The sequence below is a fragment of the Stenotrophomonas sp. 22692 genome (assembly GCF_052045015.1).
GTDB lineage: Bacteria > Pseudomonadota > Gammaproteobacteria > Xanthomonadales > Xanthomonadaceae > Stenotrophomonas > Stenotrophomonas geniculata.
The window spans coordinates 138,296-162,242 of record NZ_JBQEMR010000002.1; the positions used below are offsets into that span (position 1 = coordinate 138,296).

The 23,947-nt window shown below is 66.8% G+C and carries 25 protein-coding genes; 16 read left to right on the forward strand and 9 right to left on the reverse strand.

Annotation, left to right across the window (positions count from 1 at the left end):
* Window positions 1-54: 54 nt before the first annotated feature.
* The 3 genes from tesB to ACTJJM_RS02930 all read left to right on the forward strand — a co-directional run bounded on the left by tesB (window position 55) and on the right by ACTJJM_RS02930 (window position 2,931).
* Window positions 55-975, forward strand: coding sequence for an acyl-CoA thioesterase II (gene tesB, locus ACTJJM_RS02920; protein WP_005408551.1), 921 nt, complete (start codon window positions 55-57; stop codon window positions 973-975).
* Window positions 976-979: 4 nt separating this feature from the next.
* On the forward strand, window positions 980-1,489 hold the full coding sequence (locus tag ACTJJM_RS02925; RefSeq protein WP_043396735.1) for a pathogenicity-like protein: 510 nt from the start codon (window positions 980-982) through the stop codon (window positions 1,487-1,489).
* A gap of 224 nt (window positions 1,490-1,713) precedes the next feature.
* A complete protein-coding gene (locus ACTJJM_RS02930) occupies window positions 1,714-2,931 on the forward strand; it encodes an RNA polymerase sigma factor (RefSeq protein ID WP_043396739.1) in 1,218 nt (405 codons plus the stop codon).
* Window positions 2,932-2,982: 51 nt separating this feature from the next.
* Here ACTJJM_RS02930 and ACTJJM_RS02935 read toward each other — a convergent pair whose 3' ends face one another.
* The gene (locus ACTJJM_RS02935; RefSeq protein ID WP_440865133.1) at window positions 2,983-3,543 is read right to left on the reverse strand and encodes an EF-hand domain-containing protein; all 561 of its coding nucleotides are present in this window, start codon (window positions 3,541-3,543) and stop codon (window positions 2,983-2,985) included.
* A 156-nt stretch (window positions 3,544-3,699) separates the two neighbouring features.
* Between ACTJJM_RS02935 and ACTJJM_RS02940 the strand changes: the two genes are divergently transcribed.
* Complete coding sequence (locus ACTJJM_RS02940; protein WP_049434612.1) at window positions 3,700-4,455, forward strand: arginyltransferase; 756 nt, start codon at window positions 3,700-3,702, stop codon at window positions 4,453-4,455.
* Between the two features lie 38 nt (window positions 4,456-4,493).
* Window positions 4,494-5,708, forward strand: coding sequence for an endonuclease/exonuclease/phosphatase family protein (locus tag ACTJJM_RS02945; RefSeq protein ID WP_313123425.1), 1,215 nt, complete (start codon window positions 4,494-4,496; stop codon window positions 5,706-5,708).
* Window positions 5,709-5,813: 105 nt separating this feature from the next.
* Here the strand turns inward: ACTJJM_RS02945 and purT are convergent, their stop codons facing one another.
* On the reverse strand, window positions 5,814-7,001 hold the full coding sequence (gene purT / locus ACTJJM_RS02950; protein ID WP_143994855.1) for a formate-dependent phosphoribosylglycinamide formyltransferase: 1,188 nt from the start codon (window positions 6,999-7,001) through the stop codon (window positions 5,814-5,816).
* Between the two features lie 137 nt (window positions 7,002-7,138).
* Here purT and ACTJJM_RS02955 point away from each other — a divergent pair, with 137 nt between their 5' ends.
* From ACTJJM_RS02955 to ACTJJM_RS02975, 5 genes are read left to right on the forward strand one after another with little or no spacing between them, the layout of a single operon-like run.
* The gene (locus tag ACTJJM_RS02955) at window positions 7,139-8,020 is read left to right on the forward strand and encodes an SPFH domain-containing protein (protein WP_043396748.1); all 882 of its coding nucleotides are present in this window, start codon (window positions 7,139-7,141) and stop codon (window positions 8,018-8,020) included.
* A 45-nt stretch (window positions 8,021-8,065) separates the two neighbouring features.
* The gene (locus tag ACTJJM_RS02960; RefSeq protein WP_010483358.1) at window positions 8,066-8,245 is read left to right on the forward strand and encodes a hypothetical protein; all 180 of its coding nucleotides are present in this window, start codon (window positions 8,066-8,068) and stop codon (window positions 8,243-8,245) included.
* Window positions 8,242-8,421: a DUF4177 domain-containing protein gene (locus tag ACTJJM_RS02965; protein WP_010483360.1), complete on the forward strand. Its 180-nt coding sequence runs from the start codon at window positions 8,242-8,244 to the stop codon at window positions 8,419-8,421. The genes ACTJJM_RS02960 and ACTJJM_RS02965 overlap by 4 nt, the downstream gene beginning before the upstream one ends.
* Before the next feature lie 3 nt (window positions 8,422-8,424).
* Entirely contained in the window at window positions 8,425-9,018 is a 594-nt protein-coding gene (locus ACTJJM_RS02970; RefSeq protein WP_043396750.1) for a PH domain-containing protein, read from the forward strand.
* A 9-nt stretch (window positions 9,019-9,027) separates the two neighbouring features.
* Window positions 9,028-9,837, forward strand: a complete 810-nt coding sequence (locus ACTJJM_RS02975) for a M15 family metallopeptidase (RefSeq protein ID WP_010483364.1) — start codon at window positions 9,028-9,030, stop codon at window positions 9,835-9,837.
* Window positions 9,838-9,996: 159 nt separating this feature from the next.
* Here ACTJJM_RS02975 and ACTJJM_RS02980 read toward each other — a convergent pair whose 3' ends face one another.
* The 4 genes from ACTJJM_RS02980 to ACTJJM_RS02995 form a co-directional block, all read right to left on the reverse strand.
* A complete protein-coding gene (locus ACTJJM_RS02980; protein WP_043396757.1) occupies window positions 9,997-10,368 on the reverse strand; it encodes a DUF423 domain-containing protein in 372 nt (123 codons plus the stop codon).
* Between the two features lie 104 nt (window positions 10,369-10,472).
* Window positions 10,473-11,546, reverse strand: coding sequence for an SRPBCC family protein (locus tag ACTJJM_RS02985; RefSeq protein ID WP_021203110.1), 1,074 nt, complete (start codon window positions 11,544-11,546; stop codon window positions 10,473-10,475).
* A 234-nt stretch (window positions 11,547-11,780) separates the two neighbouring features.
* Window positions 11,781-12,422 (reverse strand): response regulator, encoded by a 642-nt coding sequence (locus tag ACTJJM_RS02990; RefSeq protein ID WP_005408537.1) that lies wholly within the window; start codon window positions 12,420-12,422, stop codon window positions 11,781-11,783.
* Window positions 12,422-13,624 (reverse strand): sensor histidine kinase, encoded by a 1,203-nt coding sequence (locus tag ACTJJM_RS02995; protein WP_010483369.1) that lies wholly within the window; start codon window positions 13,622-13,624, stop codon window positions 12,422-12,424. Before ACTJJM_RS02995 ends, ACTJJM_RS02990 begins: the two co-directional genes overlap by 1 nt.
* Window positions 13,625-13,777: 153 nt before the next feature.
* On the opposite strand from ACTJJM_RS02995, the gene ACTJJM_RS03000 reads away from it, so the two are divergent.
* The 5 genes from ACTJJM_RS03000 to ACTJJM_RS03020 are packed head-to-tail and all read left to right on the forward strand — an operon-like array spanning window position 13,778 to window position 16,804.
* Complete coding sequence (locus ACTJJM_RS03000; RefSeq protein ID WP_010483371.1) at window positions 13,778-14,374, forward strand: GNAT family N-acetyltransferase; 597 nt, start codon at window positions 13,778-13,780, stop codon at window positions 14,372-14,374.
* Window positions 14,320-15,165 carry a septum site-determining protein MinC gene (minC, locus tag ACTJJM_RS03005; RefSeq protein WP_049455603.1) on the forward strand — a complete coding sequence of 282 codons (846 nt, stop codon included), beginning with the start codon at window positions 14,320-14,322 and terminating at the stop codon, window positions 15,163-15,165. Before ACTJJM_RS03000 ends, minC begins: the two co-directional genes overlap by 55 nt.
* A 37-nt stretch (window positions 15,166-15,202) precedes the next feature.
* Window positions 15,203-16,012, forward strand: a complete 810-nt coding sequence (gene minD, locus ACTJJM_RS03010; protein ID WP_010483375.1) for a septum site-determining protein MinD — start codon at window positions 15,203-15,205, stop codon at window positions 16,010-16,012.
* A 2-nt stretch (window positions 16,013-16,014) separates the two neighbouring features.
* Window positions 16,015-16,275, forward strand: coding sequence for a cell division topological specificity factor MinE (gene minE, locus ACTJJM_RS03015; protein ID WP_004148073.1), 261 nt, complete (start codon window positions 16,015-16,017; stop codon window positions 16,273-16,275).
* 46 nt (window positions 16,276-16,321) lie between these two features.
* The gene (locus ACTJJM_RS03020; RefSeq protein WP_057502711.1) at window positions 16,322-16,804 is read left to right on the forward strand and encodes a hypothetical protein; all 483 of its coding nucleotides are present in this window, start codon (window positions 16,322-16,324) and stop codon (window positions 16,802-16,804) included.
* A 120-nt stretch (window positions 16,805-16,924) separates the two neighbouring features.
* Here the strand turns inward: ACTJJM_RS03020 and ACTJJM_RS03025 are convergent, their stop codons facing one another.
* The 3 genes from ACTJJM_RS03025 to ACTJJM_RS03035 all read right to left on the reverse strand — a co-directional run bounded on the left by ACTJJM_RS03025 (window position 16,925) and on the right by ACTJJM_RS03035 (window position 22,573).
* On the reverse strand, window positions 16,925-18,154 hold the full coding sequence (locus ACTJJM_RS03025) for a DUF819 family protein (protein ID WP_029550672.1): 1,230 nt from the start codon (window positions 18,152-18,154) through the stop codon (window positions 16,925-16,927).
* 142 nt (window positions 18,155-18,296) lie between these two features.
* Window positions 18,297-20,375, reverse strand: coding sequence for an alpha/beta hydrolase family protein (locus ACTJJM_RS03030; RefSeq protein ID WP_010483385.1), 2,079 nt, complete (start codon window positions 20,373-20,375; stop codon window positions 18,297-18,299).
* Between the two features lie 233 nt (window positions 20,376-20,608).
* Entirely contained in the window at window positions 20,609-22,573 is a 1,965-nt protein-coding gene (locus tag ACTJJM_RS03035; protein ID WP_010483387.1) for an OPT family oligopeptide transporter, read from the reverse strand.
* 200 nt (window positions 22,574-22,773) lie between these two features.
* Here ACTJJM_RS03035 and ACTJJM_RS03040 point away from each other — a divergent pair, with 200 nt between their 5' ends.
* Complete coding sequence (locus ACTJJM_RS03040) at window positions 22,774-23,946, forward strand: heparan-alpha-glucosaminide N-acetyltransferase domain-containing protein (protein WP_099560420.1); 1,173 nt, start codon at window positions 22,774-22,776, stop codon at window positions 23,944-23,946.
* Window position 23,947 lies beyond the last annotated feature (1 nt).

Below are 23,947 nucleotides of genomic sequence, written 5' to 3' on the forward strand. Positions count from 1 at the left end.
CGGGCGAAAGGGAACTGACCCCTGACCGGTATAATCAGGCCCTCTTTCACTGCCGTGGCCGCCCCCTTGAACGACACGCCCGAACCCGTCGTCTCCGAGCTGATCGACCTGCTCACCCTGGAGCGGCTGGAGGACAACCTGTTCCGCGGGCAGAGCCGCGACATCGGCACCAAGTACGTGTTCGGCGGGCAGGTGCTGGGCCAGGCGCTGGCCGCGGCCCAGGCCACGGTCGACAACGGCCGCCACGTGCACTCACTGCACGCCTACTTCCTGCGCGCCGGCAACATCGACCACCCGATCGTCTACGACGTGGACCGCACCCGCGACGGCGGCAGCTTCTCGGTACGCCGGGTCACTGCGATCCAGCACGGCAAGGTGATCTTCTTCTGCGCGGCCTCGTTCCAGCAGGCCGAGACCGGCGCCGAGCACCAGCACAAGATGCCCGAAGTGCCGCAGCCGGAAGACATCGAACCGAACCGTCCGCTACCGGCCGAAGTGCTGGAGCGGCTGCCGATCAAGGTGCAGCGCTGGCTGTCGCGCGGCGGCCCGTTCGAGTTCCGCCATGTCTACCCGCGTGACGAACTGAACCCGCCCAAGCGTCCGCCCTACCACCAGGTGTGGCTGCGCCTGAGCGAGCCGGTCGGCGACGCCCCGGAACTGCACCAGGCGCTGCTGGCCTATGCCTCCGATTTCCACCTGCTGGGAACGGCAACCTTCCCGCACGGCATCAGCTATTACCACCCGCACGTGCAGATGGCCTCGCTCGACCACGCGATCTGGTTCCATCGCCCGTTCCGCGCCGACGACTGGCTGCTGTACTCCCTGGACAGCCCCAGCGCGCAGGATTCGCGCGGCCTGGCCCGCGGCCAGTTCTTCACCCGCAACGGCGTGCTGGTGGCCAGTACCGCGCAGGAGGGCCTGATCCGCGTGGTTCCCGACCAGGCCGCGGCCGCCGCCGTGCCGGCCAAGGAGTAAACCGATGCGCCAGATCTTCAGCAGCCAGCGCGTGGAAACCGTCGAAGGCGTAGCCGACCTGCTGCGCGAGCACGGCATCGACGTCAAGGTGACCAACGGGCGCTCGTACAAGACCCGCCGCCGCGGTCAGTTCAGCTATACCGACCTTGGCAACGCCAACGCCTACCCGGCAGTCTGGATCGTGCGCGCCGACGATCAGCCGCGCGCACGCGAAATCCTGCGCGAGGCCCGCCTGCTCGACACCACCCGCCGCGACCACCCAACCGCCGAGTTCGCCTTCCGCGACACCGCCGAAACGAGCGGCAGCGGCCGCGGCTGGGCCTGGCGCATCCGCATCGCCCTGCTGGTGGTGATCGCCGGCGTGGCGCTGGTGATCGGCCTGCGCCATCGCGGCGCCCCGGCACCTGCCGCACCGGCTCCTGCCGCGCAGGCCCAGCCGCAGCAGGCGCAACCGGCCCCTCAGGCCGCGCCGGAAGAGGAAGAAATCCGGGTCCGTATCCAGCCCTCCAAGTAAGAGGTGGTAGCGCCGGGCCATGCCCGGCGAGCACAGCGGCCTGGCAGCAGGGCCGCGACTTCACCGTAACCCGTCAGGATTGGAGCCCCCTTGTTGTTCAAGGGGGTGCGCCAACGGCGCGGGGATGAGGTGGAATGCGCGGACCGCAGATGCATCAGCATCTGCGGTCACATTGGGCGCGCAGCTCCGTCATGGGACACAATCCCAGCAGGAGAGCCGCCGCCATGACGACGTTCGCCGCATCGATCGACCAGACCCTGGAACGCGAACTGCCCGCTGCCGCCAGCGGTTGCCAGCACGCCTACGGCCGCATCGTGCTGGCCTGCCAGAACACGGTCACCGCCATCGCGCTGGCCATCACCCGCGACCGCCAGGCCAGCGAGGACATTGCCCAGGAAGCCTTTGTGAAGGGCTGGCAGCAGCTGCACCAGCTGCGCAGCGCGACCAGCTTCCTGCCGTGGCTGCGGCAGATCACCCGCAACCTGGCCCGCGACTGGCTGCGCGCCCAGCGTGGCCGTCCACTGACCGGCGAGGCGGCCGAGGTGGCGATGGGGATGGCCGCAGATCCGTCGCCGGGCGCCGCCGATCGCCTGCAGCGGGTGGAGGAAGAAATCGCCGCCGAGGACATCATCTCCACCCTACCCGCCGACAGCCGCGAAGTGCTGTTGCTGTACTACCGCGAAGGCCAGCGCTCGCAGCAGGTGGCCGACCTGCTCGGTCTCAGCGACGCGGCGGTGCGCAAGCGCCTGTCGCGCGCCCGCACCCTGGTGCGCGACGGCCTGCTGCAGCGCTTCGGTGAGTTCGCACGCAGCAGCGCGCCGAGCGCTGCATTCGCCACCGCCGTGGTGTCGATGGTCCTGGTGGCCGCACCCGGCACCGCCAGTGCCGCGATCCTGCTCAGCACCGGCGTCGGCGTGGGCGGCAGCAAGCTGGGCCTGGGCGGCGTCAGTGCCGCAGGCGGCGCAGCCATGGGTTCACTGACGGCCGCCGCCAGCCAGCTGCACCTGATACCCGCCAGCAACTGGGCCGCCGTTGCCGGGGGCGTCGTCGGTGGCATCATCGGCAGCTATCTGGGGGGCCGCTTCCTGCTGCGCTTCGCAGACACCCCGCAGGAACGGGCGGCCGTGCGACGGTTCGTGCACCTCAATACGTTCACTGCGATGGTCGTCTGCACCAGCCTGTTGGTTTCGCTGATGCTGCAGGTGCCGCTGTGGCTGCAACTTGCCATTCTCGTCATCGGCCTGGGTACGGTGAACTACCAGTGCCTGGTGCCGCTGCAGCGCGTGATGGCCCCCATGATCGCGCGTGATTCGGCGCGGCGCGGCCGCAGCGGAACCAACTGGCAATACGAATCCGTCTACGGGCGCACCGGCATCATCGGCGCGAACGTCTTCGTGATCGCCCTGGTGGTGTATGCATTGATGCGCAGCGGAAACGTATAACGGACAACGCCGGCAGTCTGCCGGCGTTGTCGTCATTCACTGCGTCGACCCTCAGCGCTGCGGCGCCGGTGCGCCACCGTCGCGCGGACCGCCATGGCGCGGGCCACCGTGCATCGGGCCCTTGGCGGCGTCGAACTCGGCCTTGCTCAGCTGGCCGTCCTTGTTGGTGTCGGCGGCAGCGAACCAGGTATCACGATGCTGCTTCATGCGCAGCTCGCGGTCGGCCTTGTCCAGATAGCCGTCCTTGTTCAGATCAATCTGGTCGAAGCGCGCGGCCAGGCGCGGATCGGCCTTGGCTTCCTCGCGGCTGATGCGGCCGTCCTTGTTGACGTCCAGCTTGGCCCAGCGCTCACCGCCGTGGCCACGGCGGCCATGCTTCCAGCGCGGCAGCTCATCGCGCGAGAGCTTGCCGTCCTTGTTCTTGTCCAGCTCGTCGAACTTCGCGGCCAGGCGCGGGTTGGCAGCGGCTTCGCCGCGGTCGATGACGCCGTCGCCGTTGGTGTCCAGCTTGGCCGGACGCTGCGCGGGCGTGGCCGGGGTGTCGGCAGCGAGCGCGATACCGGAAGCGGAGGTGCCGAGCAGCAGGGCCAGTAGCAGGGGGGTACGGATCATGAGGTCACTCCTGGGGATGGGAACAGCGTCGGGGTGATCACTTCACCCTCGGGGGACAACAACGCCCGGGCGCGACATCGGTTGACGCCGCTGCCGGTGCCATTCATCCGGCGGACAGTCGCCGCCACTGCGACAACCTGGGGCTATGCTGTGCCCATGGCGATGCATGGCGACAGAGACGACGAACTGCGACTTTTCCAGACCGGCGAGCACCCCTGCGGGTACTGGTCGGACCGGGTGGCACGCGACCTGGTGCTGGACCCGAACGACCGCCGCCTCGGTGCGCTCTATCCGCTGGCACTGAGCTGGGGCTTCCGCCGCAGCGGCGATCTGGTCTACCGGCCCCATTGCGCGCACTGCCAGGCCTGCGTGGCGGTGCGGATCCCGGTGGCGCGCTTCGCTCCGGACCGCAGCCAGCGCCGTTGTGCCGCCCGCAATGACGACCTGGAGGTGCGGATCACCGCCGCCACCGCCCGCGACGACCTGTTCGCGCTGTATCACCGCTACCTCACCCACCGCCACGCCAACGGCGGCATGGACGACCACGGCCCGCACGAATTCGAGCAGTTCCTGATCGGCAGCTGGTCGCACACCCGTTTCATGGAAATGCGCCTGCCCGGCCACGACGGCCAGCCCAGCCAACTGCTGGGGGTGGCGGTGACCGACGTCACCGAGCACGGCCTGTCGGCGGTCTACACGTTCTTCGACCCGGACCACGCCGCGCGCGGGCTGGGCACCTTCGCGATCCTGCAGCAGATTGAATGGGCGCGCCGCGAGGGCCTGCCACACGTGTACCTGGGCTACTGGATCCGCGGCCACCAGAAGATGGACTACAAGCGCCGCTTCCATCCGCTGGAGGCGTACGACGGCCGCCGCTGGCACGATTTCGACAACGAACTGGACGGGCGCTGACAAACCGCTGACACCAGGCCAGGTGCACAATACGGCCCATGAACATGACCCGCCGCCATCCCCTGATCCTCGCCCTGGCCCTGCTCTGCGGCGCCACCGCCCCTGCCTTCGCCACGTCCCCCGCGATGACCGAAAAGCCGTCCACTGCGCTGCGCCTGGCTACCTACAACACCTCGCTGTACTCCGACGACGCCGGTGGCCTGATCAAGGAACTGGAAGGGGACAGCGAGCACGCACGCAAGATCGCCGCGGTACTGCAGCAGGTGCGCCCGGATCTGGTGCTGCTGAACGAATTCGATTTCGACGACGCCCATCGCGCCGCCGACCTGTTCCAGAAGCGCTACCTGGAAGTCGCCCAGCCCGGCGGCGGCAAGCCGCTGCACTTCGCCTACCGCTATCTGGCCCCGGTCAATACCGGCGTGCCCAGTGGCCTGGACCTGGACAACAACGGCGTGGTCGGCGGCGAAGGCCGCAGCCGCGGCAACGATGCGTGGGGCTACGGCCTGCACCCGGGCCAGTACGGCATGCTGGTGCTGTCGCGTTACCCGATCGATGAAGCCAAGGTACGCAGCTTCCAGCTGCTGAAATGGAGTGCGATGCCGGGTGCCATCCGCCCGGTCGATCCGCGTACCGGCCAGAGCTTCTACAACGACCAGGTGTGGTCGCAGCTGCGCCTGTCGTCGAAGTCGCATTGGGACGTGCCGGTGAAGACCCCGGCCGGCGTGGTGCATGCGCTGGTCTCGCACCCGACCCCGCCGGTGTTCGACGGCCCGGAGAAGCGCAACGCGGCGCGCAACCACGACGAGCTGCGCCTGTGGCAGGAGTACCTTTCCAAGGGTGACAAGCCGTGGCTGTGTGACGACAAGGGCCAGTGCGGTGGCCTGGCGCAGGACGCACGCTTCGTGATCCTCGGCGACCTGAACAACGACCCGGTCGATGGCGATGGCCGCCATGAGGCGATCGTCGAGCTGATCGAGAACGCCCGCGTGCTGCGCTACCCCACCCCGCGCAGCGTCGGCGGTGAGCAGACCAGCCTGGCCTATGCGGCCAAGGGCATCGAGCGCAAGGGCGCACCGTTCCACGCCACCGGCGACTTCGGCCCGAAGTCCGGCACCATGCGCCTGGACTACGTACTGCCCTCGACCGGTTTCGAGTACATCGGCAGCGGCATCTTCTGGCCGGCCAATGAAAGCCCGGAGGCGAAGATCGCCGACGGCAGCGACCACCACCTGGTGTGGGTGGACGTGAAATAACCCGGTAGCGCCGGGCCATGCCCGGCGGCCTTTCAAAAAGGGGACGGAGGGGATTAAGTCGTTTGTGGCACAAACGACTTAATCCCCTCCGTCCCCTTTTTTGCTTTACGGGCGCAGTTCGACGCCGATGGCGTCGGCGGCATCACGCGCGATGGCGCGTGCTTCGTCAATGGTTTCCGCGCGCGCCAGGGTCACGCCCACGCGGCGATGGCCGTGCACGCTCGGCTTGCCGAACAGGCGCACGGCGGTGTCCGGCATCTGCAGGGCGGCGGCGACGTTGTTGAAGTACGGCACGCCCTCGCCGTGCGCCAGCAGCGCGCACGAGGCCGACGGGCCGCTCTGGCGGATCACCGGAATCGGCAGGCCGAGGATGGCGCGCGCGTGCAGCGCGAACTCGCTCAGCTCCTGCGATACCAGCGTCACCAGGCCGGTGTCGTGCGGGCGCGGCGACACTTCGCTGAACCACACTTCGTCGCCCTTCACGAACAGCTCCACGCCGAACAGGCCCCAGCCGCCGAGGTCGTCGGTGATCGCGCGCGAAATCTCTTCGGCACGCGCCAGTGCCGCGCTCGACATCGGCTGCGGCTGCCAGCTTTCGCGATAGTCGCCGTCCTTCTGCAGGTGGCCGATCGGTGCGCAGAACGAGGTGCCGCCGGCGTGGCGCACGGTCAGCAGGGTGATCTCGTAATCAAAATCGATGAAACCTTCGACGATGCAGCGGCCAGCACCGGCACGGCCACCGGTCTGCGCATACTCCCAGGCGGGTGCGATATCTGCCTCGCTGCGCAAGGTGCTCTGGCCCTTGCCCGAGGACGACATCACCGGCTTGACCACGCACGGCAGGCCGATGGCGGCCACGGCAGCACGGTACTCGGCCTCGGTATCGACGAAGCGGTACGGCGAGGTCGGCAGGCCCAGGGTTTCGGCGGCCAGGCGGCGGATGCCTTCGCGGTCCATGGTCAGGCGTGCAGCACGCGCGGTCGGGATCACCCGCAGGCCCTGCTCCTGTTCCAGCTGGACCAGGGTCTCGGTGTGGATGGCCTCGATCTCCGGCACTACCAGGTGCGGCTGCTCCTGGGCGATCAGCGCGCGCAGGGCCATCGCGTCCAGCATGTCGATCACGTGCGAGCGGTGTGCGACCTGCATCGCCGGCGCGTCGGCGTAACGGTCGGCGGCGATCACCTCCACACCCAGCCGCTGCAGCTCGATGGCCACCTCCTTGCCGAGTTCGCCCGAGCCCAGCAGCAGCACGCGGGTGGCGGAGGGGGACAACGGAGTTCCAAGCTTGGCCATGGCAGTTCCAGCAGCGATGTGAAGGCGGGTGGGCATTCTAGCTGGCCGGGCACCCGGGCCATGGCATCCGACGAACGGTAGTCGACAAGTGATATCACTTTGATATCTTCACTTCGAACCCTCAAGGACGTACCGCCATGAAAGAGAAGTCGCTTGCCTCCCTCAACGGCCTCGGCACCCTGGCCGGATCCCTGCTGGCTGCGCTGGCCGGCGGCGCGCTGTTCGTGCTGGGGGTGGCGGCCAAGGCCAGCACCGGCTCGCCCAACCTGCTGCTGATGCTGGCCGGCGTGCTGGTGGTCGCTGCCGCGGTCTTCATCCTGGCCGGCCTGTACACCATCCAGCCCAATCAGGCGGCCGTGCTGAGCCTGTTCGGCAAGTACGTCGGCACCGTCAAGGACAACGGCCTGCGCTGGAACAACCCCTTCTACGCCAAGCGCCGGGTCAGCCAGCGCGTGCGCAACTTCGAGAGCGGCAAGCTGAAGGTCAACGAGCTGGACGGCAGCCCGATCGAGATCGCCGCAGTGATCGTCTGGCAGGTGGTCGACGCCTCCGAAGCGGTCTACAACGTGGACGACTACGAGAGCTTCGTGCACATCCAGTCCGAATCCGCGCTGCGCGCGATGGCCACCAGCTATCCCTACGACCAGCACGAGGACGGCCAGCTGGCCCTGCGAAGCCATGCCAACGAGATCTCCCAGCACCTGAAGAACGAGCTGGCCGAGCGCCTGGCCGATGCGGGTGTGCAGGTGATCGACGCGCGCATCAGCCACCTGGCCTACGCCGCTGAAATCGCCCAGGCGATGCTGCAGCGGCAGCAGGCCAACGCGGTGATCGCCGCGCGCACGCGCATCGTGGCCGGTGCGGTCGGCATGGTCGAGATGGCCCTGGCCGAACTGCAGAAGAACGGGGTGGTTGAGCTGGACGAGGAGCGCAAGGCGCACATGGTCAGCAACCTGCTGACCGTGCTGTGCTCTGACCGCGGCACCCAGCCGATCGTCAATGCCGGTTCGCTGTATTGAGCCACACTCGCAACGGGGCGCCCCACCGCCCCGCCAGGAGCCCCCATGAGTGAGAAGAAAGCCTATCCGCTGCGCATCAACGCCGAGGTCCTGGCCGCGGCGCAGCGCTGGGCCGACGACGAGCTGCGCAGCCTCAACGCGCAGATCGAATACGTGCTGCGCGACGCCCTGCGCAGGGCAGGACGCCTGCCGAAACCCACGCCATCGCCGGAGGACAAGGAATGAGCACGCGCTGGAGTTACCAGACCATCGAAGTGAAGACCACGATGATGGGCACCCTGAAGGCCGAGGACATCCAGAGTGAACTGACCCGCCAGGGCCAGCTTGGCTGGGAACTGGTCAACGTCATCATCCCGGCCCCGATGCGCCCGGCGATGCTGGTGTTCAAGAAGGAGGCCTGAACCATGGGCGGCAGCGACCCCAAACCCTTTGACGTGGCCGAGAGCTCGCCGCTGCGCGTGCTCTGGATCGTGCTGCCGCTGCTGGCTGCCTTCGTGGCCTGCCTGTACGCACAGCTGTACAAGGCACCGGCAGGCGCCCCCTGGATCGAAGTGACGCTGTCGCCGCCCTGGTTCCGGATGGGCGGCAGTGCGGCATGGAGCCTGATCGTCATCGCTGTACTCGCTGTCGGGCTGGGAGCCGCATTCTTCCGCCGCCGCGTGGCGCTGGCCGGCAACGTGCTGGACGTGCACTCGACGATGTATCGGCGGCGCGTGCCGGTGGCGCAGCTGCGGCTGGACCAGGCCGAGGTGGTCGACCTGCAGCGTGACCGCCGCTACGGCATCCGTGTCAAAACCAATGGCTATTCAATGCCAGGCTTCTACTCGGGCCACTTCCGCCTGCAGGGCGGCGGCAAGGGCTTCGCCCTGGTCACCGACCGTGCGCGCGTCCTCGCCCTGCCGGTCAGTGATGGCAGCACGCTGCTGCTCAGCGTGGACCGGCCGCAGGCTCTACTCGATGCACTGCGCAAGGTGGCCGCGTCGGCGCCACGGCAGTAAGCTGCGGCGATGCAACGACGCGCCCCCCTGCTGATCAATACCGAGGCCATCGAGCTGTGGCCCGCCCACCTGCTGCGTGCACGCAGCAACCTGGATGCACGCCTGCTGTCGCAGGCGCACTGGGTGCTGCGGCGCAAGCGCGATGGCCGCTACCTGGCGGCGGTACTGGCGCAGGGTGTGCACGCCATGGTGCCGCGCCTGCCACGCGAGCCCGGGGTCGAGGAAGCACTGGCGCTGCTGGATGCCGCGGCAGCGCGGCCCTTCGCCGCCGGGCTGGAAGAACAATGGCTGCCGCTGGCCGGGTTGCAGCAGCGCCTGCAGCAGCTTGGCCTGGATGCACAGCGCTACGCAGACGGCAGCGGCTTGCCGCTGGAATCCGAACCGTGCCTGCTGCACTTCGCCGGTCGCGACCGCTTCGCCCGCCCATTGTGGCTGCGCCGTGGCGCCGCGCAGGGCTGGCGGCGGATGCAACTGCACGCGGCACAGGACGGAATTGCGCTGGACGCGATCTCCGGCTTCCGCAGCCATGCCTACCAGCTGGGCATCTTCGAACGGAAGCTGGCGCGCGGCTTGAGCGTGGCAGAGATCCTGAAGGTGAATGCCGCACCGGGGTTCAGCGAACACCACAGCGGCCACGCGCTGGACATCGGCACGCCGGGCGACGCGCCGGCCGAAGAATCGTTCGAAGCCACCGACGCGTTCGCGTGGCTGCAGGCCCATGCCGGTGAACACGGCTTCCATCTGAGCTACCCCCGCGACAACCCGCACGGAATCGTCTACGAACCGTGGCACTGGTGCTGGAAGCCGGCCAACGGCTGAGCCCCTCGTGGCGAAAGCCTGGGGCAATCAGTGCATGGCCGCAGGATGGAACAAGAGAGCAAAGACAAAAGCGGGTCGCTTCGCTCGAAGCCGAGCATGGCTCGGCTCTACAGAAGCTGACGGCGCAGCGGTGTCGTGCTTGGCCGATCTCCGCTGCCGTCACCGCCTCAACGCATTGATCCCCAGCAACACCCATCCGGCCATCATGCTGGTGCCGCCAATCGGTGCCATCCGCGTCGGCCACTGCCACAACGCGCCGCCCACCAGGCTGCCGGAAAACAGCAGCACTCCCAGCAGCAGCACGTACAGCGCCAGGTGCGCGATCGCTCCCTGCGCGCGCGGTCCGAGCGCCACCAGTACCGCACCATGCGCGAACGCATACAGCGCCGCCATGTTCAGATGCTGCTGCGCCAGCGGGTCGGCCACACCGTGCGAGGCGTAGGCCGACAGGCCGATCGAGACGGCGGCCAGCAGCGCACCCAGGCAGGCCAGCAGCGAAGGCTTACGTGCGCGACGTTCGAGATTGAACATGTGGGCTCCTTGCGCAGCGCCCTTGCCGGGCGCCAGATGAAAAAAAAACGCGCCGCAATGAGCGGCGCGTTTTCGTGTCCAACACTACATGGGTCAGCCGAAGCTTACTTGACGGCCCAGTAGATGTCGTAGGTACCTTCCGGGGTGAACGACTTGTCGATGCCGTCCTTCCAGGTTTCGTACGGACGGTCGATCACTTCGTTGCCGGAAGTCACAGCCCAGGCACGCAGACCGTTGCGGGCCACGTCCAGACCCGCCATGTGGCCGGTGTAGGCGGCATGCGCCGAACGGTGCGGAGCCACATGCACGTACTTGACCGGAGCGCCACCGTCGATCTTGACGGTCAGCTCTTCAGCGGTGGCACCTTCAGCACCCTTCTTCTTCACCGGCTGGGCGATGTCGAAGGCGTACTTTTCCTGACCGAAGTCGGTGGTGATGATGCGGAACGGACCGGCGGCTTCAAGGCCATTGGCCTCCATCACGCGCTTGATCCACTCCTGGTTGTCCTTGATGGACTTGGTGATCGTGTCCTGACCACGGTCCACGTTACCGGCGTTGACGACCAGCAGGTCTTCAGCCGGCACGTCGACGATGCCCAGATCGGTCAGCGGGGCTTCCGGGGTGCGGTAGTCCACGTTCGGGACGGTGGCCAGCATGTTGGCCATGCGCGACAGACCCATCTTGATGTCGTCGCCGATCTGGCGGCTGACATACAGGCCTGCATAACGGCCGAACAGGTCAAAGCCGTACTTCACCGAGTAGTCCTGGGTGATCTTGACGTTGCGGCCACCCTTGCCGGTCGGCTCCAGCGTGAAGGTGGTGATCTTGTCGTGACCCTTGGTGGCGTCATCGATGGCGATCGCAACACGCTTGTTCTCTTCGGCTTCGGTGATCTTCCAGGAACCGGTGCCCAGGTCCTTGGAGGTGAAGTCGAGAGTGGCACCGACGCCGGAGGCCGGGCCGGACAGCTTCAGTTCAACGGCGGGATCGCGCAGTACCAGCGGGTTCCAGTCCTTGAAGCGGCGCAGGCTGCTGACCGTGTCGTACACGATCGTCATCTTGCGGTTGGTCTCGATGCTTTCGGTGATGTGACGCTCGCCCGGCAGACATACGCCAATGATGACGAACAGGCCAGCCACGATCCCCAAGGCGATCAGGAACTCGATAATACGGGTCATTCAGAGAGTCTCCGGGGCCGATCCCACGGCCGGGTTGATTGAAGCGAAGCGCCAATCCTAGCAGGCTTCGCGGGCATTGTTTATCGGGATTGGCGCACCGGTTTCCCTGCCGGCTGCGTATTTGTATGGACAAAGAATTCGAAGCGTACCGCATACCGATACCCGTGAAGTAGGGGGCAACCCCACCCGAGGGCCATGCCTGGACCTCAAGTCATTGTCCTGAAAAGGTTTTCCTCAGACCAGCTGAAGCTCGAACGCCTTCAGTACGGCACGCGTACGGTCGCGCACGCCCAGCTTGGACAGGATGTTGGACACGTGGTTCTTGATGGTGCCTTCGGCCACACCCAGCGAATTGGCGATCTCCTTGTTGGAGAAGCCACTGGCCATCAGGCGCAGGATCTCGGTCTCGCGGTCGGTCAACGGGTCCGGCCGGTCCAGGCTGACGAACTCGTTGCGCATGTGCTCCAGGCCGGACAGCAGGCGCTGGGTCACGGCCGGCTGCACCAGCGAACCGCCTTCGGCCACGGTGCGGATGGCACCGACCAGCTGCGCCAGGGTCACGTCCTTGAGCAGGTAGCCCTTGGCACCGGCCTTGAGCCCGGCCAGCACCAGCTGGTCGTCGTCGAAGGTGGTGAGGATGATGGTCGGCGGCAGCTGCTCCTGGCGCGACAGCACCTGCAGCGCCTCCAGCCCGGACATCACCGGCATGCGCATGTCCATCAGCACCACGTCGGGACGCACCTGCGGTATCAGCTCGACCGCCTGCCGGCCATCGCCGGCCTCGGCCACCACCTCGATACCGTCGTCGAGCGCCAGCAGGGAGCGGATTCCCTGCCGCACCAGGGTTTGGTCGTCGACCAGGCAGACGCGAATCATCAACGCACTCCTTCAGGAACCTTGGTAAGGGTGGCCACCAGCACCGTTGCCGGCACCGTCGCCCGCAACCGGAAGCCTTCACCGGGGCGGGTTTCGACCTGCAGCTGGCCACCACATTGTTGCAGGCGCTCGCGCATGCCGCGCAAGCCATTGCCCACATTGACCATATCCGCGCCGACACCGTCGTCGCGGGCCTCCACCACCACCCGGTCGGGGGCTTCACGGTACACCTTGATCCACAGGTGGCGGGCGCCGGCGTGGCGCACCGCGTTGGTGATGATCTCCTGGGTGCAGCGCAGCAGCACGTGGGCCCTCTGCGGGTCCTCCACGTTCAGCGGATCCTCGATGTCCAGCTGGATGTCCAGCGAAGGCACATTCTCGGTCAGCGGGCGCAGTGCCGCGGCCAGATCGATGGCGCCGGTCTCACGCAGCTGGCTGACCACCTCGCGCACGTTGCCCAGCAACAGCTTGGCCAGGGCGTGCGAGCGCTTCACATGGTCCAGCGCCTGGCCCTCGGCCAGGTGGCCGGCCACTTCCAGGTTCAGGGTCAGCGCAGTCAGCTGATGCCCCAGAAGATCGTGCAGCTCACGCGAAATGCGGGTTCGCTCATTGACCCGGGCGCTTTCGGCCAGCAGGGCGCGGGTGGCGCGCAGCTCCGAATTGAGCCTTCGCTGCTCGTCGCGGGCCTGGGTCTGCTGTCGCGCGACAAGGCTGGTCACGAAGATGAACATGGAAAAGCCGCCATACAGCAGCGATTGCATCACGGCTTCGAACAGCGGGAAGTGCAGCAGCATGTAATAGACCGGGGCCACCGCCAGCTGGCTGACCAGCAGCCACAGCACGCACAGGCGCGCCGACAGCATCCACGGAATGACGCCGGCAGCCACCATCATCAGGATGCTGCCAAGGCCGGAACCACTGAGGTAGCTGACGCCCAGCGCCGAAACCGTCAGCAGCAGCAGCAGGCCGCGGTCCAGCCAGGTGGTGTGACTGTCGCTGTCGCTGCGCAGGAGGCGGGTCAGCCAGTAGTACGCGGCGCCGAAGGACAGGTAGGCGACGAACAGCAGGATCGCCCAGCTGCCCATATCGCTGCGGCTGTGCAGGTTCTCGAACTGCGAGTACGCCAGTGGCAGGCCGACCATGACCCAGGTAAACAGGCCGGCCAGACGGAGGACGCGGGTATGGCTGAGGACTCCCAACATGCCAGCACTCTACGGGCCCGGCCTGCGTCGCGCACTCCCACGGAAGTCATGCATCTGCGGCCCCCTGTTCATGCCGCAGCCCACCCCGGGCATGCAATAATCGTGCGCAGGGTCCAATTTGACGGACCAACCGCGTTACCCCACGGAGTCACAATGTCGATTGTCATCCGCGACGTGCGCGAGCACGAGCTCGATTCCGTCCTGGCTTTGAACAACAACGCTGGCCTGGCCATCCTTCCCCTGGATGCGGCCCGCCTGCGCCTGTTCTACGAAACCGCTGAGTATTTCCGCGTCGCCGAGCGCGACGGCAACCTGGCCGGTTTCCTGATCGGCTTCGGCAGCGACAGCCAGCACGACAGCAGCAACTTCGCCTGGTTCAAGCAGCAGCTGGACACCCCGTTCTTCTATATCGACCGCATCGTGGTCGCCAGCCGCCGTCGTGGCGGTGGCGTCGGCCGTGCGTTCTATGCCGACGCGCAGAGCTTCGCCGAGCTGCGCTACCCGCAGATGACCTGCGAAGTCTTCCTCGACCATGGCGCCGATGCCGCCCTGCTCTTCCACGGCAGCTTCGGCTTCCGCGAGCTGGGCCAGAACACCATGCCGCAGGTCGATGTGCGCGCCAGCATGCTGGCCAAGGAACTGTGCAGCTACCCGTGGGTCCAGGAGACCTACGGCGGCAAGCTGCCGGATGTGGCATGGACACGTGCCCGGCAGCTGCCGGCACAGGCACAGCGGCCGACGGGGACCTGAGCGTGGCGGTGAATTTCGATTACGAACAGGCCGGTGAACTGAAGATCGGCCAGGTGGGCGTCGCCAACCTGCGCATCCGCACCCTTGATGTCGAGCGCCTTGTGCAGGAAATGCGTGAACGCGTCACCCGTGCGCCGAAACTGTTCGGCCGCGCGGCGGTGATCCTCGACTTCGGCGGCCTGAGCCAGGTGCCGGACGTGGCTACCGCGCAGGCGCTGGTCGATGGCCTGCGCAGTGCCGGCGTGCTGCCGGTGGCGTTGGCCTATGGCACCAGCGCGGTCGACCTGCTCTCGCAGCAGCTCGGGCTGCCCCTGCTGGCCAAATTCCGCGCCCAGTACGAGCGTGCCGAGGCCGAGCCGGCTCCGCCGCCGTCCGCGCCTGAACCGCGTCGCGCGGCCCGTGCCGAACCGAAGCCGGCGCCGGCCACGCCGGTGGCCAAGGTCGCCGACGCAGCCGCACCGCAACCCGGCCGCATGCAGCTGGGCAACGTGCGTTCGGGCCAGCAGCTGTACGCTGAGAACTGCGACCTGACCGTGATGGCCACCGTCGGTGCCGGCGCCGAAGTCATCGCCGACGGCAGCATCCATATCTACGGCACCCTGCGCGGCCGCGCGCTGGCAGGGGCCCAGGGCAACACCGCGGCACGCATTTTCTGCCGTGATTTCCATGCGGAACTGGTGGCCATTGCAGGCCACTACAAGGTACTGGACGATGTCCCGGACAACCTGCGCGGCAAAGCCGTGCAGGTGTGGCTGGAACAGGACCAGATCAAGATCGCTGCGCTGGACTGACGCAGCTCCAAACTCATGCAGAACCAGGAGAAGTCCTTTGGCTGAAATCATCGTAGTCACCTCCGGCAAGGGCGGCGTCGGCAAGACCACTTCCAGCGCGAGCCTGGCCTGCGGCCTGGCACGGCGCGGCAAGAAGGTGGCGGTGATCGACTTCGACGTCGGCCTGCGCAACCTCGACCTGATCATGGGCTGCGAACGCCGCGTGGTGTACGACTTCGTCAACGTCGTGCACGGCGAAGCGACCCTCAAGCAGGCCCTGATCAAGGACAAGCGCTTCGAGAACCTGTACGTGCTGGCCGCCTCGCAGACCCGCGACAAAGACGCACTGACCCAGGAAGGCGTGGGCAAGGTCCTGAAGGACCTGGCCGCCGACGGTTTCGATTACATCATCTGCGATTCCCCGGCCGGCATCGAGAAGGGCGCCTTCCTGGCGATGTACTTCGCCGACCGCGCCGTGGTGGTGGTAAACCCGGAAGTGTCGTCGGTGCGCGACTCGGACCGCATCATCGGCCTGCTCGATTCGAAGACCCACAAGGCCGAGTCCGGCCAGGACGTGCCGGCCTTCCTGCTGCTGACCCGCTACACCCCGCTGCGCGTGGAAAGTGGCGAGATGCTCAGCATCGCCGACGTCGAGGAAGTGCTCGGCCTGAAGGCGATTGGCGTGATCCCCGAGTCGGGTGACGTGCTCAACGCCTCCAACAAGGGCGAGCCGGTCATCCTGGATGTCGAGTCCGCTGCCGGCCAGGCCTACGACGACGCCGTCGCGCGCATCCTCGGCGAAGAACGCCCGATGCGCTTCACCAACGTCGAGAAGAAGGGCTTCTTCAGCAAGCTGTTCGGAGGGTAAGCATGGGCCTGTTTGATTTCCTCAAAGCGAAGAAGACCACCGCCGAAACCGCCAAGAACCGCCTGCAGATCATCATCGCGCAGGAACGCAGCAACCGTGGCGGCCCCGATTACCTGCCGCTGCTGCAGCGTGAGCTGCTGGAAGTGATCAAGAAGTACGTGAACATCGACGTCGATGCGGTGAAGGTCGACCTGGTGAAGGATGGCCAGCACGACGTGCTGGACATCTCCGTGGCGCTGCCTGAAGGCCCGGACAAACCCTGATCTCCTGCCCCGCCCGTGCCTGCATGGGCGGGGCTGCCCGAACCGCATGACCGATACGACAACCGCCGTGGACATCACCTGCGTGGGCGACATCGCCTTCGCCGATGCGCAGCGCCTGCTCGCCGCGCATGGCCTGCGGCTGCACCACGTCGCGGCCGGTGAAGCGATTCCCGGCAGCTACTGGGGCGAGCCCGAGGCCGGCATCATCGCCAGCAACGTATACGTGCGCGACGACACTCCCGTGCATTCGATGCTGCACGAAGCCTGCCACCTGATCGTGCTGCCGCCGGAGCGGCGTGCGCGGGTGCATACCGACGCCACCGACTCGGTGGCCGAGGAAGATGCCACCTGCTACCTGCAGATCGTGCTGGCCGGGCAGCTGCCGGGTGTTGGCACTGCGCGGCTGATGGCCGACATGGATGCCTGGGGGTATACGTATCGGCTGGGATCCACCAAGGCGTGGTTTGAACAGGACGCCGAGGATGCGCGGGCGTGGTTGATCGAACGCGGGTTGCTGCAGGCGGCGTAACCGCCATCCACGCATGGCGTGGATCTACTGTAGAGCCGAGCCCATGCTCGGCTGCTCTTCGCTGTCACGAGCGCGAATGCAAAGCCAGAAGCAGCCGAGCATGGGCTCGGCTCTACAGGATCACCCCTGCCCGGCCAGCGCGCGCAGGGTAATGCCGACGATGTAGGCCAGGTACGTGCCGGTCGCATAGCCCATCGTGCCCAGCAGCACGCCCACCGGCGCCAGCGCCGGATGGAACGCGGCCGCCACTACCGGCGCCGAGGCCGGGCCACCGATGTTCGATTGCGAACCGATCGCGAAATAGAAGAACGGCACCTTCAGCAGCTTGCCCAGGCACCACAGCAGCACGATGTGCACGGCAATCCAGATCAGGCCGAGCAGGAACAGCCACGGGCGATCCAGCAGCGCCAGCAGATCCATCTGCATGCCTATGCAGGCGATCAGGAAATACAGCAGCAGCGAGCCCAGCCGCGAGGCGCCCGCCCCTTCCAGGGTACGTGCACGGGTGAAGCTCAGGCTCAGGCCCAGCGAGGTCGACAGCACCACCACCCACACGAACGGCGCATCCAGGCTGAACTGCGAAGCCCAGCTGACGTTGGCCTTGAACCACGCCGCCAGCGGCGCGCCGATGGCGTGCGACAGGCCCACGCCACCGAAGGCCACCGCCACGATCAGCATCAGGTCGGTAAGGCTGGGAATGCGCTCGTGCTCGGCCTGGAAGCGCGCGATGCGCTCCTTCAGTTCATCGATGGCCGAAGTATCGGCGCCGCTGCGTGCATCAATCTTCGCTGCGCGCCCGGCCAGGAAGATCAGTGCCGCCATCCATACATAGCCCACGCCGACATCGACCACCGCGAACTGGCCGAAGGTGGTTGCATTGACGTCGAACACTTCGCGCATCGCCAGCATGTTGGCACCGCCGCCGATCCAGCTGCCCGCCAGGGCGGCCATGCCGGCCCAGGTGTCACCGGCCACGGTTTCCGGATGCACCGCGCGCATCAACAGGAACGCCACCACCGCGCCGAGCATGATGCTGGCCGACGCGCCCAGGTACATCAGCACCAGCTTCGGGCCCAGCCGCAGGATGCCCTTGATGTCCACCGCCAGCGTCAGCAGGATCAGCGCCGCCGGCAGCAGGATGTCGCGTGCGATCGGGTTGTAGAGCTTGGTGTTCTGGCCATCGATGAGGCCGACGGTATTGTAGATGCCGGGAATCAGGTAGCACAGCAGCAGCGCCGGCACGAACGTGTAGAAGCGCTTCCACAGGCCCTGCTCGCGCGAGGCGGTCCAGAACACGGCGCCGAGGGTGGCGGCGATCAAGCCGAAGACGACGATGTCGTTCTGGATCATACGGGTGCTCTTGTAGAGCCGAGCCATGCTCGGCTGCTGTTGGCGAAGGTGTGCCGACCAACGGTCGGCACCCACCGGCGGGAACATCGGCACCCACCGTCGAAAACAAAAAGCGCCGCCCCGAAGGGCGGCGCTGCAACCATCAGTTGCCGATGTGCTGCTTCAGCCAGGCATTGACGGTGTCATGCCACAGGATGCTGTTGTTCGGCTTCAACACCCAGTGGTTCTCGTCCGGGAAGTACAGGAACTTCGATTCGATGCCCTGGCGCTGTGCAGCGGTGAACGCAGCCAGGCCCTGCTCGACCGGAATGCGGAAGTCCTGCTGGCCGTGGATGACCAGGATCGGCTTCTTCCAGTCCGCCACGTGGTTGACCGGGTTGAACTTCTCGTAGTTCGCGGCCTTCTGGTACGGGGTACCGCCCTGCTCCCACTCGGTGAACCACAGCTCTTCGGTGGCGTAGCCCATCATGCGCTGGTCGAACACGCCGTCATGGTTGACCAGGCACTTGAACGGGCTGTTCCAGTTGCCGGCGATCCAGTTGACCATGAAGCCACCGTAGCTCGCGCCCAGCGCACAGGCCTTGTCACCGTTGAGGAAGGAATACTTCTTCAGCGCCGCGTCCCAGCCCTTCTGCAGGTCTTCCAGCGGGCGGTCGCCCCAGTGCTGGCTGATCGCATCGGTGAAGGCCTGGCCATAGCCGGTGGAACCGTGGAAATCGATCATCACCACCGCGTAGCCCTGGCCCGCGTAGGTCTGCGGGTTCCAGCGGTAGCTCCAGCCGTTGCCGAAGCTGCCCTGCGGACCGCCGTGGATCAGGAACGCGACCGGGTACGACTTGCCTTCCTGGTAGTTGTGCGGCTTGACCACGTAGCCGTGCACGGTGTCGTTGTTCCAGCCCTTGAACTCGAACTGTTCGTAGTCACCGAAGGTCACGTCCTTCAGTACGTCGCCAGCAGCCGGGGTCAGCGCGCGCAGTTCGCCGATGGCTTCGCCCGCGGCCGGCAGCAGGCCGACCAGTACCTGGTCGTTGCTCTTCAGGCTGTTGCGGGTGATGGCCACGCTGTTGCCGGCCACGTCGACAGCAGTAACGCTGCCATCGCCAATCAGCTTGGTGGCCTTGCCGCTGGCCACGTCGATCTGGAACAGCGGGTGTTCGCCGAGGTCATCGGCAGTGGTGTAGATGCTGGCACCGTCGGCGGACAGGGCGATGCCGCCAGCCGAACGATCCCACTGCGGGGCGATCTCGCGCGTCTTGCCGCTGGCAACGTCCATCGCCATCAGGCCAAAGCGATCGGCTTCGAAGCCCGGGCGCTTCATCGCACGGTAGAACAGGGTTTTGCCGTCGGCGCTGAACACCGGGCCGGCATCCCAGGCCGGGTTGGACGCGGTCAGGTTGACCGGTGCCTGCTTGCCCGCGGCGTCGAAGCGGTACAGGTCGAAGTTGGTCGACCACGGCTCCTGCTTGCCGGCCACACGGATGCTGGCCACCACGCTGGCACCATCCGGCGACCACGCGAAATCATCGTTGCCACCGAACGGCTTGGACGGCGCGTCGCCATCGATGGTCGCGCTCAGTGCAGAAGCGCCCTTGACCGCGCCGGCCTTGGCCGACGGCAGCGGCGCCACGAACAGGGTATTGCGGCGGCCGTCGTTCCAGGTATCCCAGTGGCGCACGAACAGCGAATCGAAGACCTTGCCGCTGGCCTTGGCGCCGGCCACGTCCTTCAGCTTCTTCTCGGTGCACGCCAGATCCGAGGCGCAAGCCTGGAACACGCCAGCGCTGAACAACACGCGGTCGTCCTGCGGCGACACGTGGTAGCTGTCCACGTCCACCGGGAAGTCGGTCAACTGGCGCGGAGCACCGCCGCTGATCGGCTGCGCGTACAGCTGCTGGCTGCCGTTCTTGGCGCTGAGGAAGTACACGGTCTGGCCATCGGCCGACAGTGAAGCGGAATTGACACTCCAGCCAGCCGGGGTGATCTGCTTCGGCGGCGCCGCATCGCGGGTGCGCAGGTTGCGTGCGAACAGCGCGGTGGAGGCCTTCAGGTTGGCGTCGACGCTGCGCTTGGCGAACACCACGGTGCCGCCGTCAGCGGTCAGTACCGGCGCGGAGACGCGGTCCATGGCCACCATGTCGCGGACTTCCAGGCCACGGGCAGCGGCAACGCTGGGCAGGGCGGCCAGCAGGCTCAGTGGCAGCAGGGCATGACGCAGTTTCATCGGGGTCTCCGCAGGACGGCAAAAAACCGATGTTAGGCCCGTGCGGCCGGGGCTGCCAAGGCCATCGGTCATGACTGCGGGCGGGCAATCGCCAGAAACAGCAAACCGCGCCGTAGCGCGGTTTGTGGGGACACGGGGGTCGGATCCGATTCCGGCGGAATCGGCTCTGACCCCAGACGCTGTCAGCGTGGGGTCAGAGCCCTTCCCTCCGGGAAGGGATCCGCCCCCCTGCATTACGCCTTGGCGTACTTGCCAGTGCGGTAGATCAGCCAGCCGACCAGGAACAGCACGGCCAGGCCGATCCACTGTGCGCCCGGCAGGTGGAACGGCACGGCCAGCACGTCTGCGCGGCTGCTGACCACGATCGGAATCGCGATGGCGATGCCCATCAGTGCCTCGCCGGTGATCAGGCCGGCAGCGAACAGCACGCCCGGCTTGTGCACGCGGTCGCGGCCTTCTTCGTCATCGGCGCGCACCTTGTGGAAGCGCTCCACCAGGTGGGCAATCAGGCCACCGAGGAAGATCGGCACCATCAGTTCCAGCGGCAGGTAGATACCGATGGCGGCGGCCAGCACCGGCACGCGGAAGCGTGCGTTGCGCGACTTCAGCCAGCTGTCGAAGGCGATGATGGCGGCGCCGACCACGGCACCGATGCCGATGAAGGTCCACGGCAGTTCGCCACCGAACAGGCCCTTGGCCACCGAGGCCATCAGGTTGGCCTGCGGTGCAGCCAGCGCGTTCGGGTGCAGCTCGGACTTCACGCCGATGCCGTAGGCGGTAGCCAGCAGGTTCAGCACCGGGGCCATGATCAGTGCGCACGAGAACGCACCGATGCCCAGCATCAACTGCTGCTTCCACGGGGTGGCGCCGACGATGTAGCCGGCCTTGAGGTCCTGCAGGTTGTCACCGCCGACCGCCGCAGCGCAGCACACCACCGCGCCGATCATGATCGCAGCCACCGCACCCAGCGGCGCACCGCCGGCACCGACCGGCTTGAGGCCATCGGCGCCCAGCAGCACCACCAGCACGGCCGAGGCGAACAGGATGGTGGAGATGGTGATGCCCGAGACCGGGTTGTTGGACGAACCGATCAGGCCGGCCAGGTAGGCCGAGACCGACACGAACAGGAAGCCGGCGACGATCATGATGAGGGTCATCGGGATCGACACGTGCCACTGGCCGACGATGGCCTGGTACAGGGCCAGCAGCGGCAGCACGAAGACCACCAGGGCCACCAGCATCCACTTCATCGGCAGGTCGCGCTCGGTGTGCGCCAGCACCGGGCCGCCGCTCTTGCGGGCGGCTGCAAAGCCGCTCTTGACGCCGTTGAGCAGCGACTTGCGCAGCGAGATCAGGGTCCAGATGCCACCGATCAGCATCGCGCCGACGCCCAGGTAGCGCATCTTCGCGCCCCAGATGGCGAACGCGGCTTCGGTGGACGAAGCGGTGGCGACCGACGCGGCCAGTGCCGGATCGGTGTTCATGAAGAACGCCTGGTAGATCGGAATGGCGATGTGCCAGGTCAGGATCGAGCCGGACACCACCACGATGCCGACGTTGAGGCCGACGATGTAGCCCACGCCCAGCAGTGCCGGCGACAGGTTGGTGCCGATGAAGGCGGTGACCTTGGAGCTGCCGACGTAGGCCGAAGTGGCCCAGGCATCGGGAATCAGGCGCATGCCGCTTTCCGCGGCCAGCTTGACGAAGGCACCGATCACCGCCGACAGGCCGAGGATCTTCAGGCCCGGGCCCGGATTCTCACCGGCCTTGAGCACTTCGGCCGCAGCCTTGCCCTCCGGGAACGGAAGCGGGTCTTCGACGATCATCGAACGGCGCAGCGGCACCGAGAACAGCACGCCCAGCAGGCCACCCAGGCCGGCGATGCCCAGCACCCACCAGTACTTGAAGTCCGGCCAGTAGCCCATGATCACCAACGCCGGGATGGTGAAGATCACACCGGCGGCGATAGACGAACCGGCCGAGGCGCCGGTCTGCACGATGTTGTTCTCGAGGATGGAGCCACCACCCAGCAGGCGCAGCACGCCCATGGAAATCACCGCGGCGGGAATGGCGGTGGCGATGGTCAGGCCTGCGAACAGACCGAGGTAGGCGTTTGCGGCCGACAGCACCACCGCCAGCACGATGGCCAGGGCCACTGCGCGGAAGGTGAGCTGCTTGGGCGCAGCGTCGTGGTTCATGGAAGCCCCTGCTGGCAAAAAATCCCTGCCACGCTAGCGTTCAGGACAGATCAAGTCCAGCGTGCCAAAGGATGGGGGCGTGTGCTGCAGCGCAATGGGCCAGTACGTGGACCGGCAATCGACCGACCCGGCAAAGTCCGGTTGGGCACACAGCAAATGATATGTTATATCTTAATGCTACCTTGTTGTTACTGCATCGCATGCCCCCTTCCCCCTCCCCTCGCCTGGCCTCCATCGACCAGCTGCGCGGCACCGTGATGCTGTTGATGTTGCTGGACCACGTGCGCGAGACCTTCTTCCTGCAGCACCAGGTGAGCGACCCGATGGACGCGGCGACGGTCTCCCCTGCGCTGTTCGCCTGCCGTCTGCTGGCCCACCTGTGCGCGCCCGTGTTCGTCCTGTTGACCGGTCTTTCGGCCTGGCTGTACGGCCAGCGCCAGGCGGATCCGCGCCGGGCCACGTCCGCCTTCCTGCTCAAGCGCGGCCTGTTCCTGGTCGTGCTGGAACTGACCCTGGTGAACTTCGCCTGGACCTTCCAGCTGCCACCGGACACGCTGTACCTGCAGGTGATCTGGGCCATCGGCCTGAGCATGATCGCGCTGGGCGGCCTGTTGTGGCTGCCCCGTCCCGTCCTGCTGGTGGCCGCGGTCGCGGTGGTGGCCGGGCACAACCTGTTCGACAGCGTACGGCTGCAGGGCAATGGCCTGCTGCCGGTGCTGTGGAAAGTGCTGCATCAGCGCGACTGGATCGAGGCCGGTGCGCTGCGCCTGCGCACGTCCTATCCGCTGCTGCCCTGGATCGGGGTGATTGCGCTGGGCTACCTGATGGGGCCGTGGTTCGGTCGCGAGCGCGCGCCAGAGCAGCGCCAGCGATGGCTGCTGTGGGCAGGCATCGGCGCACTGGCCCTGTTCGCACTGCTGCGATTCGCCAACCAGTACGGGGATGCACCGTGGCAGTACCAAAGCAGCACGCTGCGCACATGGATGAGCGTGTTCAACATCACCAAGTACCCGCCGTCGCTGCAGTTCCTGCTGTTGACCCTGGGCGTGGGGCTGTTGCTGCTGCGCCTGTACGAATGGCCGCCACTGGCGCGCGCACTGCGCCCGCTGGCCGATATCGGCGCCGCGCCGATGTTCTTCTACCTGCTGCACCTGTATGTGCTGAAGGGGCTGTACCTGGCCGCGCTGGCGATCGGGGGACCGACGCACGGTGACCTGTACGCCCTGGATTCGGTGGCCGGCCTGCTGCTGGTGGCCTGTGCGCTGGCGGTGGTGCTGTACCCGCCGACGCGGGCCTTCGCGCGGTTCAAGGCGCGAAGGCGTGACCTGGCTTGGCTGCGCTACCCGGTGCGTGCCTGCGGCACGCGCCTATAAT